Annotated in this window: 10 protein-coding genes; 1 reads left to right on the forward strand and 9 read right to left on the reverse strand. The window is 55.1% G+C overall.

Translation table 11 applies throughout. The features are described 5' to 3' along the window. Positions 1 to 8 precede the first annotated feature (8 nt). Entirely contained in the window at positions 9 to 1469 is a 1461-nt protein-coding gene (gene hpnJ, locus K1V27_RS20415; RefSeq protein WP_258932051.1) for a hopanoid biosynthesis associated radical SAM protein HpnJ, read from the reverse strand. A 169-nt stretch (positions 1470 to 1638) separates the two neighbouring features. On the opposite strand from hpnJ, the gene K1V27_RS20420 reads away from it, so the two are divergent. Continuing rightward, complete coding sequence (locus K1V27_RS20420) at positions 1639 to 2208, forward strand: PAS domain S-box protein (protein WP_309574035.1); 570 nt, start codon at positions 1639 to 1641, stop codon at positions 2206 to 2208. Positions 2209 to 2430: 222 nt separating this feature from the next. Here K1V27_RS20420 and K1V27_RS20425 read toward each other — a convergent pair whose 3' ends face one another. The 8 genes from K1V27_RS20425 to K1V27_RS20460 form a co-directional block, all read right to left on the reverse strand. Then, a complete protein-coding gene (locus tag K1V27_RS20425) occupies positions 2431 to 3249 on the reverse strand; it encodes a hypothetical protein (RefSeq protein WP_258932054.1) in 819 nt (272 codons plus the stop codon). After that, a complete protein-coding gene (gene pglZ / locus K1V27_RS20430; RefSeq protein WP_258932058.1) occupies positions 3242 to 5341 on the reverse strand; it encodes a BREX-3 system phosphatase PglZ in 2100 nt (699 codons plus the stop codon). The genes K1V27_RS20425 and pglZ overlap by 8 nt, the downstream gene beginning before the upstream one ends. A 61-nt stretch (positions 5342 to 5402) precedes the next feature. Further along, positions 5403 to 5807 carry a GxxExxY protein gene (locus K1V27_RS20435; protein WP_258932063.1) on the reverse strand — a complete coding sequence of 135 codons (405 nt, stop codon included), beginning with the start codon at positions 5805 to 5807 and terminating at the stop codon, positions 5403 to 5405. After that, entirely contained in the window at positions 5804 to 8746 is a 2943-nt protein-coding gene (locus tag K1V27_RS20440; protein ID WP_258932066.1) for a DEAD/DEAH box helicase, read from the reverse strand. The genes K1V27_RS20435 and K1V27_RS20440 overlap by 4 nt, the downstream gene beginning before the upstream one ends. Further along, the gene (locus K1V27_RS20445; protein WP_258932067.1) at positions 8743 to 9432 is read right to left on the reverse strand and encodes an RNA ligase family protein; all 690 of its coding nucleotides are present in this window, start codon (positions 9430 to 9432) and stop codon (positions 8743 to 8745) included. The genes K1V27_RS20440 and K1V27_RS20445 overlap by 4 nt, the downstream gene beginning before the upstream one ends. Continuing rightward, on the reverse strand, positions 9429 to 9962 hold the full coding sequence (locus K1V27_RS20450; RefSeq protein ID WP_258932069.1) for a hypothetical protein: 534 nt from the start codon (positions 9960 to 9962) through the stop codon (positions 9429 to 9431). The genes K1V27_RS20445 and K1V27_RS20450 overlap by 4 nt, the downstream gene beginning before the upstream one ends. Further along, positions 9959 to 11362, reverse strand: a complete 1404-nt coding sequence (locus K1V27_RS20455; RefSeq protein ID WP_258932071.1) for a DUF3696 domain-containing protein — start codon at positions 11360 to 11362, stop codon at positions 9959 to 9961. Before K1V27_RS20455 ends, K1V27_RS20450 begins: the two co-directional genes overlap by 4 nt. Next, positions 11352 to 14144 carry a site-specific DNA-methyltransferase gene (locus K1V27_RS20460; protein ID WP_258932080.1) on the reverse strand — a complete coding sequence of 931 codons (2793 nt, stop codon included), beginning with the start codon at positions 14142 to 14144 and terminating at the stop codon, positions 11352 to 11354. Before K1V27_RS20460 ends, K1V27_RS20455 begins: the two co-directional genes overlap by 11 nt. Positions 14145 to 14148: the final 4 nt, after the last annotated feature.

Genomic DNA, 14148 nt, shown 5'->3' on the forward strand with positions numbered 1-14148 from the left:
GCCCGCTCCTACTTGAGACACTGTAAGTGTTCTTGATTCGTCGCCGCATGGCCGGTATGCCGGCGCGCGTTGAGGTAACTCAAAAACTCTCTCCCTTCCCGCAAACGGCGCATCAGCAGATGGCCGTTGGTCGCCATTTCCCGCAGCATGCGCAGAATCGGCCTGGGATGGAAATAAAACTCGCGATACATGCGTTCGACCGCATCCTGGATCTCCTCCAGGGTGAGATCGGGGTAGCTCAGGGTGGCCATTTGGATTCCACTGTCAGCCAACGGTGCATCGTTTTTCAGCCATCCGTTGCGCACCGCCTGCTGATAAAATTCCGTGCCCGGAAAAGGCGCTGCGATCGACACCTGGATACTGTAAGGATCCAGCTCCTGGGCAAAGCGTATGGTCTCCTCGATACTGCGGCGACTTTCTATGGGCAAACCGATCATGAAAGTCCCGTGCACTTTGATGCCCAATTGGTTGCAGTGCTTTACAAACCGGCGCGACATGTCAAGGGTCACACCCTTTTTAATGCGCTTGAGAATCTCTGCGTTACCCGTCTCAAAGCCCACTACCAGCAGGCGCAAACCGTTTTCTTTGAGCTGCTTGAGGGTGGCAAAATCGAGATTGGCACGCGCATTACACGACCAGGTCAGCTTGAGCTTTTTAAGTCCTTTGCTGATCTCCAGAGCGCGCTCGCGATCGGCGGTGAAGGTATCGTCGTCAAAAAACCATTCGCGCGTTTCGGGAAAAAGCTCTTTGCCCTCTTCCAGTTCACGGATCACAACAGCCGGGCTTTTGGTTCTGTATTTGTGCCCTGCAATCGTCTGCGGCCACAGGCAAAAAGTGCAGCGGCCCGGACAACCGCGCCCCGTATAGAAGGATACATAAGGATGCAGCAGGTATCCGATGAAGTAGTTGTTGACATCCAGATCGCGATGGTAGACCGGCAACACACTGGGCAGATGATCCAAATTGCGGGAAAGCTCCCGCTCCGGTGTGTGCTTTATGGAACCGTCCGCAGCGCGATAGCTGATTCCTTTGATGTCACGATACGGCTTGTCCCGAGCCAGCTCCAGGCAAGTGTAATCGAACTCATTGCGGCACACAAAATCGACTGCAGCGGCCTTTTGCAGGGTCTCTTCGGGCAACACCGTTACATGAGCACCGACAAAACCTATGCGTACACCGGGATTTGCGGCCCTCAACGCCTCTGCACACCTGCTGTCGTTGGCCAGAGAAGAAAAACTGGTGTGCATGACGATCAGCTCATAGTCGGCGGCAATGGCTAACACGTCCCGCATGTGCAGCCGCTGGGGCGGCGCATCGACCAGTTTGCTGCCGGGCACCATGGCGGTCGGTTGAGCCAGCCAGGTAGGGTACCAGTAGGAAGTCACTTCACGCCTCGCGGGATAACGTGCACCCGCCCCCCCATCGAAGCCCTCGAAAGAGGGTGGATTGAGGAACAGAGTTCTTTTCACGACGATCTATACTCCTTAGAGAGCCTCAATTTGCCTAAAAATTTAAACGTTATTGCCTAACAAACTGGACCGGGATTGTCAATCCTGATCATCGCCATGTCATCGCCGTCGAGTCTTGTCGATCCCGTTCATAGCCATGCGCCGTCCCCGCGAAACATAGCCCGACTTGGTGGCGGTGCATACGGAAGGGAGGCTCGTTTACGTGAACCCCGCCGGAGTCAAGCTGTTGGGTGCCACCTCGCGGGAAAGCCCGATCGGAAAGCCGGTGCTGGATCTTATCCATCCGGATTTTCATGCTCAGGCCAAGAACCGCATAAGACAGGTGCTCGAGCAAAAGATACAAACGCCATTGGCAGAAGTTTCCATTATTCGCCTGGACGGGCAAGAATCACAGGTGGAAGTCAGCGGCACCTTCCTCGAGTCCCTGGACAGGCCCTCGATTCTCTTGATCGTGCGGGATATAAGCGAGCGCAAGTCGGCGGAAAAAGAAATTAATCGCCTGAACCGGGATCTGTGGGCGCGGGTAAACGAACTGCAAACAATCTTTGAAGTAGTGCCTATCGGCTTGGCTATCGCAGAGGATTTCCAAGGCCTCAATATTCGCGGCAACCCGACTAATGAAACCCAAGATTGGCTCTTCCGAGCAGGAACCAACTCGATGGGTTCAGAACTCCATTTTTGGGGTTCGCATAATCTCTCTTGGATCTCGCCGATAAATCGTGGAATACGCAAGGACTGATAATCAATTCCAAGCATGTCAGCATACCAGCTGTGGGAACGCAGATATGCTGAAGTCTTCTTCCACGCTTGCATGAGGACGTATTCCAATCTGAGGTCATCTACAGAGGGTTTGATGTGCTGCTTCATGATACAAACGCCTCCACTTACCGTAAAAGAAGTGACAGATTTCTTGCTCGTCTACGGGCCTTGGAGATGGCTGTTTTCCCCCAGTCCTTGCTACTCACGAGCGGATGTCGTCTGCAGTTTGGCAATGCAGCATCACCAGGTCATCATCCAATCCGTGCCTCAAAAGCTCCATGCGCGGCGAAAGAGACGCTAAGCGCTCCGCGGATATGTGCGCCAGACGGAAGGGGAAAAGGCTGGGACTGTCGAGCAGGTCCCTCAGCGGTGCCGATCCATTGGTTCGTGAATGCAAGGAGGCCTCAACAAGCCATGCGATCAGCGCAGGGCTGTCAACGGTCACTGGGGGAGCTGCGCTGTAGATTCCTTTCGCATCAGTCTTTTTGAGCACGCCCCAGTCCAGGAACGAGCGTAGAACGCGACGGGCGGCGCGGGAGACTGTTTCTCGTTCGCCGTGCTGCTCGCGTATGCGGCGTTGGACATGTGCCGCAGCGGCAGAGCCTTGGAGTCTCAGGAGACGGCCGACCTGGGAGGCCACGTCCGCCCAGAAGGGGTAGACGGCCATGACCATTCCCCAATGCACGGGCAGGTGGTCCAATCTAGGAACACGCTTGAGCAGCTCCAGGCCGCTCACGCGCAGGGACTTGAGCTCGGCCGGCGCCGTGAGCCACACTTTCAAAAGAATGGTGATGATCTTCTCACGATTGCCGCGGACTGCCTGCCCGCCGATGGAAACCTTGTCCTGTAAAAGCTCCTGAAGGGCATCGTTGACAGCAATTCTGTCGTTCCCGGAGAGGACGAGGTTAGCGGTCTGTTCGAGCCATTCCAGTCGCACACGTTGGCTGAATCCGATCTGGCGAATGCGTCTTGGCGTCGCGCGTCGCGCGTCTTGCGTCCGGCTCTCGTTGTGGCTAGTCATTTGCTGGAATCCCTTGACGCTTGACGTTCGACGCAAGACTCCCAGACACAAGGCTCCCAGCCGTTCGCTCGATTTGTACCAGAGGAACGATGAGCTCCTCGAGAGAAATGCCCCCGTGACCCACGGTGCGCAGTTTCTCGTGAATAAATGCCTGTCTGGCCGGAGCCAGGAGAGCGAGGTAGTCGTCCGGGAGACCGATGGGGTCCCATGCCAGCGTGCCCGGAAAACGTTCTTTCACATTGGCGCGAAGCACAGCGTCGGGATAGACGCGGACTCGTTCGCCGCGCAGGTCCGCCACGGCCCCTTCCGTGGGACGGCCGCAGCCTTCGGCTTCGATATTGCCATGGTCGGAGGTCAGGTAGATTCGAAACCCATGATCCAAGAGCAGATCAAGGAGCGAGCATAAGTAAGGCTGCTGGGCCCACTGGCGCACCTGGTTGTGCATGCCGGCCGTGCCCATTTCCATCCCGTGCATGATCTTGTCGACCTTGTCGATCACCAGGCCGGCGATCCTCGCCTTGGGATGAGAAAGCGCCTCCGAAACCCTCTCCAGACTACCGTCACCCAAGCCCTTGAGGTACACGATCTCACTCGATGTGAAGCCTTGATCCGCCCAGAATTGCGTCCACAGAACCGATTCCTTGTCGGTGATCCGGATGCTTTCGGGAAAGAAGACGGGGGCCTTGCCGGCAAAGGCGGCCTGGCGCGAGACGGATGTGAGCGAAGGAATCCAGGCGAAGACCGCCTGCTCCCGAAAGCGGAAACCGGACTGCCGTGAGGCGAGCGATTCCCGGACTACCAGCCACTGGTCCAGGGCAAGACCATCCACCAGGAGCAGCGCGACCTTGACGCCACGATCTTCCGCCACCTGGCGGGAAAGGAATCGCGGGAGGTGATGCAGCATGACCGGAGGTACGGGCGGGAGGTTGACAAGACCGGCGTACCGCTTCAAGAGCCAGGTGCGGAATCCCGTGTCCACTTGTTCCTGCAATCTCTTGATACGCTCGCTCGTTTTCGCGGGAACGGCTCCATCCTCTCCATTCGCCAACATCACCAGCTCCGCCCATATGCGAGCGAAGTGAAGCCACTCCCCGTGCCTTGCATCCTCTGCCGGAATGGATGGCTGAAGGCCTTCGACGAGCTTGGTCAAGCGACGAGACCGGTCCGAGGCGGGATCGGTTCGAACGCCGACGCTTACCCATGTATTGGACAGGGTATCTGCATGCTCATGAGATACGGAATGAAGCAGTCCATCGAGAAACAGGTTATCGACGTAAACACGGATGTCATGATGCTCGAAGGGAAGATCGGGAACCAAGTGCGTGGTGCGAGGTGCGTAGTGCGTTTCCTCAGCGTACCCTGAGGCTTCAGCCTCCCGCACTTCGCACCTCGCACCTCGCACTGCTTCTGCCATCCGGTCAAGGAAAATAGGCCAACGTTCCTGGAGAAAGCCGAAAAATGCTTCCCTGTCCGGAATAAGGGTTTCAAGTGGCCAATCGTCGAAGGCATTGTTCCGGCGCAGGAACTGGATGAACCGTTCGTCGAGGATGGCAGGGATTCGCTGACCACGGTAATGACGGCGCAATAGTACCCTCAGCAGATCGGACGGCTGTTTGATAAGCTCAGGGGCGATTTCGAAGACATGCAGGAGGACGAATCCCTTGGTGGCGTTATCGCCAAGTTGACCGGGGGTATGCCGCTTTTGAGCCTGGTACAAAGCATCCAGGTCCCCACGGTCCAAAGCGGTTACGACCGGATAGCTGAGGTTCGGGAAGATGTCCCCGAGGTTGAAGGACAGCTTGCGGCTTGCCTCAAGAAGGTCGTAAGGCAACGCACCGAGATCGCTTGCCTGGGAATGCAAAACGACCACCAGGTCCGTATCCTCGCCCCGGTCCCAACGGGAACGGAATTTCGATTCATAGGCGTAACGGAACGCGATGTGGTCCTCGAAGGGGATCAGCTCGAACCCCCGTTCACGAATGCCTTCGAGAATTATCTCCTCGAGCAGCAGACCGTCGGGGTCCGCCACCAGAGTGAGCCGAGCGACTTTCGGGGTAAATTCTTTCAGAATTTGATCGCGCCAGCTACTCATGGATTACTCCAACCGCGAATGGACGCAAATGAACGCAAATTTAGAAAGGAAGGGGCTCTGCTCATTTCGCTTTCCTGCCCTGTTGCAGCACGATCTTTTTCCACTCGAGTTTTGGATGCTTGAAATTTAGGATCACTCCAGCTTCCAGGTCGCTAATTCTGAGGTAGTTCAGCACTTGGCCGATATGCTCGTCAACGATTCTGTCTACTGTCTTCACCTCAACAATCAGGCGACTCTCTACCTCGAGATCAGGGATGTAGTCATCAATATGTTGATTGCGGTAATAAATAGGATAGATGTGTTGCTGCTGAAAGGACAATCCTTGATTTTCGAACTCAACGCACAGAGCCCGCTCATATGTCTTTTCCCGCAGACCATGACCCAGCACGTTCACAACCGCCATTGCACAGCCGACAACCTTGTATGTCAGGTCACTTTCTATATATTCGCGTTCATTTGTGTTCATTCGCGGTTCCCTTCCACGCGAATCATGAGCAAGGCCACCATCTCGGGATAGACATGGGCTCTTTCGTCAAGTTGTTGCTGAAAGGTTTTCTCCTCTTGAGCGAGAAGGGCAAGGCGGTAATTGCGCACTTGCGGCAGGCCGATCCGCTCGATGGTTTTGCGTCGGGCCGCGAAGGCATAGTCGGCTTTCTCCCGCTCACGAGCGATTCTCGCTCGGTGTTCCTGTACGAGTGCCTCGTAGATGGGCTTTCCTTGCTCTTCGGCGGCCTTGTGCATCTGTGCGTGGACGGTCTGGGACACCTGAGTGTCGAGAATGGAACAGACTTTCGGGCTTGCCATGAGGAGCTGGTCCCAGACATGCCTTGCCGTCGGCATGAAGACCCTGCCATCGTCAGCAAGGAATAACGGCATGATCCTTCGGCGGTTCCATTCCATGGTTGTTATGGCGATCCGCCACAGGGACCAGACTCCATTGATTTCTTTGGGGACGCCAGGAAGGGATACGACTGGGACCGGCTGACCGGGTGCGAAGCGGGGAAGTCGCATGGCCAGGCCGCGAATTTTCGGCTCTTCCAGGGTGAGGTGCCGGGCGGTGGGAAACCTCTCAGCCTCCTTGCCCGTAAAGACCGCGTTCGTGTAAATCTCGCCATCGGGCCAGGTGATGTTCCAAGTTTGGCCTTTTCTTTCAGCCTGGCCACCGTGCGCTTTCAGATAGCTCACGGTCATGCGCTCAACCCAATGGGGCAACGGATGGGTCAAGAGTCGCTGAGCTTCGCCCGGCTCAAGGTCTTCCGTCGCCCCAAGTACCGAAGCGGTCGTACGGGCTTCGCGCACCTGGTCTTGCAGCCGGGCGATTACGCCGTCCACGGATTCCTCCATCTTTTCCGGGTTGAGGATCGCCTCCAGGTACATTTCGTCGAACATTCGACCGGCCTGGGCCGAATCCAGCACGTCACCGGTCTTATCGATCCCGAATTCCTCGAAGATGACGGCGAGCTTCTGCTCCAGGACCTCCCGGACCCGGTGTTCGACCGAGTCTTCAAAAACGAAGTTGACAGCGCGCACGGTGTGGGGCTGCCCGATACGATCCACGCGGCCGATCCGCTGTTCGAGCCGCATCGGGTTCCAAGGAATATCGTAGTTGATCACCACGTGGCAGAATTGCAGGTTCAGGCCCTCCCCACCAGCGTCGGTGGAAATGAGGATGCGGACTTCATGGGCGAATGCTTCCTGAACCCTCTTGCGCTCCTCCATGTCCATGGAGCCGTTCAGGCAGACCACCGAAAATCCACGTTCGGTCAAGAAGCGCTGCAGCATCTCTTGTGTTGGAACGAACTCGGTGAAGACCAGCGCCTTGAGCTCTGTATCACCTTCTTCGGATTGGAGACGGTAGAGCCAGTCGAGCAGTGCCTCGGCCTTGGCATCCGGCCCTGTCTGCTCACATCGGGCCGCGGCATCGAGCAGCAGCTTGACCTCCGCGCGCTCGTTCTTGAGAGCTTTGAGACGGATACCGAGCAGCATGTCGATCTGTTCCTGGCCGTCCAGGTCCTCCCATTCCTCTGTAGAAAACCGCGAATAAACGCCAATGGACGCGAATGGTTCCTCTTGTCCTATTTGCGTCAATTCGCGTTCATTTGCGGTTCCCTTCAGCGCATCGAGGCGTCTTTCAAGTGTCGTGCGGATGGCGCTTGTACTGGACACCACCAGACGTTGCATCAGAATCATCAGGAAGCCGATGGTGCTTCTTTTCTCCCGCATGGCCTGGTTGTAACCCTCGCGAACATATTCCGTGACGGCTTCATAGAGAAGCTGCTGATCGCGGTGGCGCTCTTCCCAGGAGACCGGGCCGATCTCGGTGCGCCGGGGTTTGAACAACGGCTTTCCCTCGGCGTCGATGGCGCGGCGCTTTTCGGTTCGGATCACATGCGGCTGGACCCTCTCGCGGGTCACACTGCCTACGTCCGGAAACTCCTGAGCGTCGATCAGGGACATCAGCCGGTGGAAGGCGTCGGTCTTGCCCTGGTGCGGCGTGGCCGAAAGAAGCAAAAAATATGGTGCCGCCTCGGACAGTCCTTGGCCTAGTTTAAAGCGCGCCACCTGGTCGGTGCTTCCCCCCAGTCGATGGGCCTCGTCCACGATGACCAGGTCCCAACCGGCCGATATCAAGTCCTCGAACCGCTCGCGGTTGTACTCGTGCACCTGGCTCTTGGTCCATCCCCGACGCTTGTCCATGGGTTTAACCGAGTCCATTGGCACAACCACCTGGGAGAACATCTGCCAGGGATTTGAGATTGGTGATTTTTGATTTGAGATTGCAGATTGGTGATTGCAGATTGCCGCAGTCTCGTTTTGAAATCTAAAATCCTGCAATCTAAAATCATCAATTCCCCCGATCCGCCTCAGTGTCTTGATGTCCTCGGGGAGAACAAGCTGGAAGGTTTCACCAAAGTGAAAGCGCATTTCGCTGACCCACTGACTCACCAACCCCTTCGGAGCGATGACGAGCGTCCGCTTGACCAGCCCGCGCAGCTTCAGCTCCCGCAGAATGAGACCGGCCTCGATGGTTTTGCCAAGGCCGACTTCGTCCGCCAGAAGATAGCGCACCCGGTCGTTGGCGATGGCGCGGGACAGGGCCCGAATCTGGTGCGGAAGCGGGATGACGGAGGACTCGATGGGCGCTAGGAGAACGTCCTGAGTCAGGGCATCGGCCACCCGCGCCGCGGCCGCGACGTAGGTGATGCCGTCTGGCGAACCAGTCCCGGCGCTGTCCAGAGATTTAAGCGTTGAGGCCGGGATGCGGACCACGGCATCACTGCCGGGCAGCCATACGCGGCAGGTCGTTTCGCCCCAGAGCGACTGGACTTCGATGAGCTGGCATATGCACTGATGATCGACGGAATAGAACCATTGATTGACCAAGCGGGATTCAACCGTAGTCATGCCAGTGCCCCCAGTTGCAATCGATTGGCTCTGATCCCCTTCCGCAGCCAGTGTTCTGTAATCGACTGGATGAATTCAGGGCGAACCAGCTTGGCACGCTGATCGAGCCAGTCTCCCTTGTCATAACGGAGATAAAGGCCCTCTGCGGGTTTATCAGTGAACCGCGACTGTGAAAGCAGATTTACGAGATCAGATAGTGCAAAGCGCCCTTTGGCTATTGTGGGCACTTGGAAGATGCCAAGCGAATGCAAAACCGCATCGCGTCTGGGACTTGAAAAGAATCTGCCGTTGTTTTTGTCAAAGACATCGAACCCGAGAAATCGATCCGGCAGCCGAACATAGAAGATGGAATGCACCGCATAACACCATTCTCCGAACAGGATGTACCGATCAGATAGAGTGTCCAGAAGCAGGTCAATCCTGGGTTCCAACCACTCCGAGAGTTTCTTCCACTGGCCTGAATAGGGAGAATGGAGGTATGATCCTCTATTCTGGACTCTTAAGTTACCAGAAGCGTCAAATGAAATGCCCAGATTTGAGCCATCCACTTTTTCTTCAACGGCGAGCTCGTGTCGCAGGAACTGATCTCGTTCCTGCCCACTCAAGACCTTGTCGTCTCGGACCGTGTTCTCGCCAAGAATTGCCAGATGTGGCGTCGAAGGGAATTTATAGAAATCGTCCTTCACGTTCCCATCTTCTCTTCATACTTTGTCCTTGCATAGTCAGGACACAGGAAGTTGACAACAATTTCGACATCCAAAAGAGCATGTTGCCAGCCCCACCATTTGCTGTCTGTTGCTTCCAGAATGGGTGGTTTTCTTGGATGAGCATTGGCAACCGCAACGAACTTGCGGTCAGAAGGGTCGAAATCCGAGAGACCTTCGTGATCAGGGAATTCCTTGTATGAGTCACCGTCCCTTGTGATAGTCACCCGATCTTCCGTGGGAAATCTCCAGCGATTGTCATGGACCCATTTCACGAACCGGTCTCCAACTCCTGGTTGCCCTCGCATATCAAGTTGTCGGCGATACTCATCGAAGATCTCATCTCCAGCATCCATGACTAAACCACCCGTTTTGACCACATGCTCCAGTGCTTCCACACATGCAAGCACACAACCTGTCAATTCATCGGGAATTGTGGCGGGATCGATTGCTAGATTCGCGGTCTTGGGCACGTTGGTATCCAGCAGGCACTTCTTCAAAAGCTTATTCATGCTGAGCGACCTCCGGCTTTTTGCCGGCCCATCCGTTTTTGCATTGCAGCCTTGGATTGCTCAGTTATGTCCCCCATCTCGTCACCAAAGAAATTCTCTGGCCAGTTTTGAATGTTCCCATATATATCGATTTGAAGCTGCTCCAGTTTCGCCGGCGTTTTAGATACATTTGCAAAATATGCGGACACACTTTTCTGTGGAATTGCGTCTTCTGCAATTCTGCGCTGGAGCCGTCTTAGAAAATGTTCCGAATGTGTTTCGATGAGGAGCTGAATGTTTCTGTGCGTTCTCGATTCACGTGAGTTAACCACGTCAATCATCACGTCGGCCAAAGCAGCTTGTGCGCTTGGATGTAAATGGATCTCCGGCTGTTCCATAATGATGATTGAATTGTGAGGTGCATAGAAGCACTGTACCAGCACCGGCAGCACTTGGGAAATCCCAAAGCCGACATCCGGAAGGTCAACCCAGTCTTCCGATCCCTTTGTTCTGAGTTTGACCTCATATTCATTTCGCTGCTCAGAAATGGGATTGACCTTAAATTCTTCAATTAGGCCCATCTCTTTGAGTTTCAAAGCGATGATTTCTTCAAATGGCTTTGTCTGTTTCCTGTATCCAAGTCCTATCTTACGGTTTCGAGCGGCCAGAATAGCAGCGATTGTATTCTCACCGGAATAACCAACGCTTTCCGGTTCGATGCCAGTCCAGGAATAAAGCCGCTCTGCCTTCATGCGTAAGGGTCCTAAATAGTTAAGTGATCGGAAGAGCTTCTCGTGTCGGAGATTCAATTCCTGAACGAAGTCTGCATTTTGATGGTAGGCAACCACTTCATCCGGGAAGCCATAAAAGCGCACCGGAGAACCACGCTGCCATGGCCGTCCAGGGTTTCGCTTCAATGAGTATTTAGCCGCCACGACTTCATATCCTGGTTTAGTCTCAGAACGGCGGTTCATGCTAATGGAGAAGACTTGGTTGCCCTTTTCAACGAGCTCATACTTGAGACGGTACAAAACTAGTGGATGCTGCTCGTTGTCTCCACTGCCGACTTCAGCATTAAACGACAGCATATTCCCCGAGTAAGACTGGGCAGAGAGAGGATCCCTAATCTTTAGTGCATCTGTGACGTCCCATTTGTATTCAAAGGCAATTCTGTTCTTGGGATTTCTGTGAAATACCATCTCCTGGAAGGAGCCAAGCTGGACTGCGGAGGTCTTGCCGCCTGGGTAAAAGACCGCCTTCCGGTCTGGGGACTCCACGGTTTGCTTCAGCATCATCAAGAACTGACCGATACTCGACTTTCCGGAACTGTTGATGCCGAAGAAAAGGGTGATTGGAGCCATTCGGATGGAGCCGGTGTCCTGCCATAACTTAAAGTTCTGAATCCTTAAATTACTGAACATCCTGGTTACCTCCCATTCGCGTGACTGCTTGATCATACCACATGAGCAGCTTCGGATCTTCCTGTAGGACGTTTTCGGGTATCTTGCGGGCCACTGTGATGATGGTGGTGTAGTCGCGCTCTTGCCACGCCTTCTTGAAGCCGGCACGTACGGCTTCAAGGCGGAAGACTTTGAGCCACCGCTGCTTGGACTCTCGGTACTCTTCGAACTCTCGCAGCAGAGTTCGCTCGCGTAGTTTTTCCAGGTCGCCTGCCTTATTGGGATCGGGCACGTACCAACGGTCTTTGGCCTTGATGCATAGAGTCGGATCGTCTTTGGGAAGGTTGCGCAGCTCTTTGAAATTGGTGGACAGATAGCTGTGGATCTGAGTGGGTACATCGCTTTTGCCGTCGTAGAGCAGGAAGTTCTGCGCCAATAGATCCGAAAGCTCCAGGGGTTTTTCGTGCTTGTGCCAGCCACCGATCTCCTTGAGGAATTGAGGGTGGAGCTCTTGGAAGGTCTGTGGTTTTTTCGTGAGCTGCTGTTTGAGCCACTGGATCGCCGAGGATTCGTCTTTGACCCAAATTTCGAGTTGGAACATCTCCTTGACGGTCAGCCGTTTCTTGTCGTACTCGGCCGCCTGTTCCGGCAGGAAATACATGCCCTCGCGCTCGGGAAAACGCTGAACCAGTCCCTGGTAGAACTCCGCAGCGGATAGAGGCACCGTCACTCCACGCTGAACATGGAAAGCGACCATGCGGTCGAAGAGAAGGTAGTTCTGACGCTCGGCGATGACCTCAGCCTGGCCGTCCTTGGAGACGAAAACCGGGAGTTGCTTCAGGTGCGTTCGGATGAAGTCCCAGACGCCTTCTTCGGTTCCAGCAGTCAGCTTGAAGCGTTCTTCAAGGCCGCCGTTTGGTTTGTAGGCAGAGATTACCAGGTCCTGTTTGACGGCCGTGCTGGTCACCTGTCGATATGATCCCTGCTGTTTGTCCATGGTTCGGACGTCAGCCACCACGAACCGCGCCGCCAGCATGGCTTCTTGGATGGCGTTCCAGACGGCGTTTCGGGAGTTGTGGAACACCACCGTCATCCACCTGCCGGGCTTGAGAACACGGCAGTATTCCGTAAAACACCGCTGCATCAACCGCTGATACTCGGGTAGCCCTTTCTTCTTGAATTTGTCAATGATTGCCTCGGGTGCAGCATCCGTAAACACGCGATGCCAGGATTCAACCAGGAAGTTGAGGTCTGCGTAGTAAATGTTTTCTCCGAATGGCGGGTCCGTAAAGATATAGTCGATAGAGTTGTCAGGAACTCCGATCATGGTTCCGGTGCCAGTAGAGATGGTTGCGTTCTCTCTTGTAGAAGCACCGAGCTGAAATACTCTTGGGAGTCTTGCAAGCTTACCCTCCAAGATGTACCAGGGGCTACATTCTGCATGTTGGGATGCAAGATAATAAACACCGGTCATATATTGGTTGACTTGAGAGAAACCTGTTGGACGGTAGCGGTTGAGAAGTGAAGCTGTCCATATTGCCTGTTCAACAAAGAACAGCAGCATGTGTCGAATGCGCAAGTGGTTATGGGCGCTTGCCTTTCGCCACATGGCCGTCAATGCTTGAGCAGCCCGGGGAAGGAAGAAGTGATGGATGTGTGTGAAGCCCTTCGGCTCTATCCGTGATCCGTGGTACATCTGCTTGATGGGAAATCGGTTTGCCGGCATTTCACTTGGCAGCGGCATCTGTGCAATACGATCAAGCAGCTGGAGGTCAGCATCGTCGGGCTTCTTCTCATATCTCTGACCGCTGACATCATAAGAGATGAGCGATGGTCGAAACTTCACGCGCCTCCAGGTATCGCCCGTGATGGGATCTACTCGCGACTCGAACACCCGCCCAAGATTGTCCTTGGTCAATTCCGCACTAAAGTGAGGACAGGGGAAAGAACCTCTGACTCGCTTTGTCTCCTCATCAAGCGCCTCATCGAGGAAAACCACCTCGCCGGTACAGTCCGGACAGATGAAGACTTCGCTCCAGACTGTATAGTCGATCCGGCCCTTTGTCTTGCCGTCGGTATGGAGGGTCTCATACATCCAGCCGAGCTCTTGCTCCATCTCGGCGAGGAGTTTCTTTCCGGCCTTGGCAAATGCCTGGACGTCGAACGGCAGATTGTAGTTGGCGGCAATAAAGGTGGCCGCCGGGGCCAGATCGTTCAACACCACGCGACGGGTGCCCCACTTCGGTTTATCGAGTCCCTGTTTGGCCCAGTCGGTCTCCAACCGAAATCGATATTCCGCCGGAGCGGCCCCACACCACTGGGCTGCAACACCGGTCATTCCCGAGCCACAGAAGCCGTCCAGAATAACGTCCCCCGGGTCCGTATAGTGGAGGATGGATGGCACGATGGCCAGGTGCGGCACCTTGGTGTGATAGGAGTGGGCCTTGTAAAGAGGGTCGGTCTTCCCCTCGCTCACATCAATGGCAAAGGGGTTGCGACTGTAAGGTACGGACGGATCGTAAGGCTTTCCGTAACAACGAATGAAGTCGTCCAGGAATGGGTTGGGGCATGCGGTGTAGTACGGAGGGTCGGACAAGGACAGGATGTCCTCGTCCGAGCCTATCGGAAAGCCCTCGATCTTTCGGAATTCCGGGTCCTTTAGCTTCTCACGCAGCTTTTCCAGGAAGTACTTCCGGCGCTCTTCGTCGTTCGGAAACGTCATGCCCAGGCATTCTACCGGTTCGGTCGGTTTGGCGGTGAATCGGGTTTCAAAGATGCTATGTTCGCGATAGTCCTTCGCCATCGGG

This window comes from Desulfoferrobacter suflitae (assembly GCF_022603395.1).
Classification (GTDB): Bacteria; Desulfobacterota; Syntrophobacteria; order Syntrophobacterales; family Syntrophobacteraceae; genus Desulfoferrobacter; species Desulfoferrobacter suflitae.

Coding starts and splice junctions, on each gene's coding strand:
- K1V27_RS20455 (WP_258932071.1), bottom strand. CDS start 11,362: ATGTTCAGTAATTTAAGGATTCAGAACTTTAAGTTATGGCAGGACACC.
- pglZ (WP_258932058.1), bottom strand. CDS start 5,341: ATGAGTAGCTGGCGCGATCAAATTCTGAAAGAATTTACCCCGAAAGTC.
- K1V27_RS20460 (WP_258932080.1), bottom strand. CDS start 14,144: ATGGCGAAGGACTATCGCGAACATAGCATCTTTGAAACCCGATTCACC.
- K1V27_RS20425 (WP_258932054.1), bottom strand. CDS start 3,249: ATGACTAGCCACAACGAGAGCCGGACGCAAGACGCGCGACGCGCGACG.
- K1V27_RS20450 (WP_258932069.1), bottom strand. CDS start 9,962: ATGAATAAGCTTTTGAAGAAGTGCCTGCTGGATACCAACGTGCCCAAG.
- K1V27_RS20435 (WP_258932063.1), bottom strand. CDS start 5,807: ATGAACACAAATGAACGCGAATATATAGAAAGTGACCTGACATACAAG.
- K1V27_RS20440 (WP_258932066.1), bottom strand. CDS start 8,746: ATGACTACGGTTGAATCCCGCTTGGTCAATCAATGGTTCTATTCCGTC.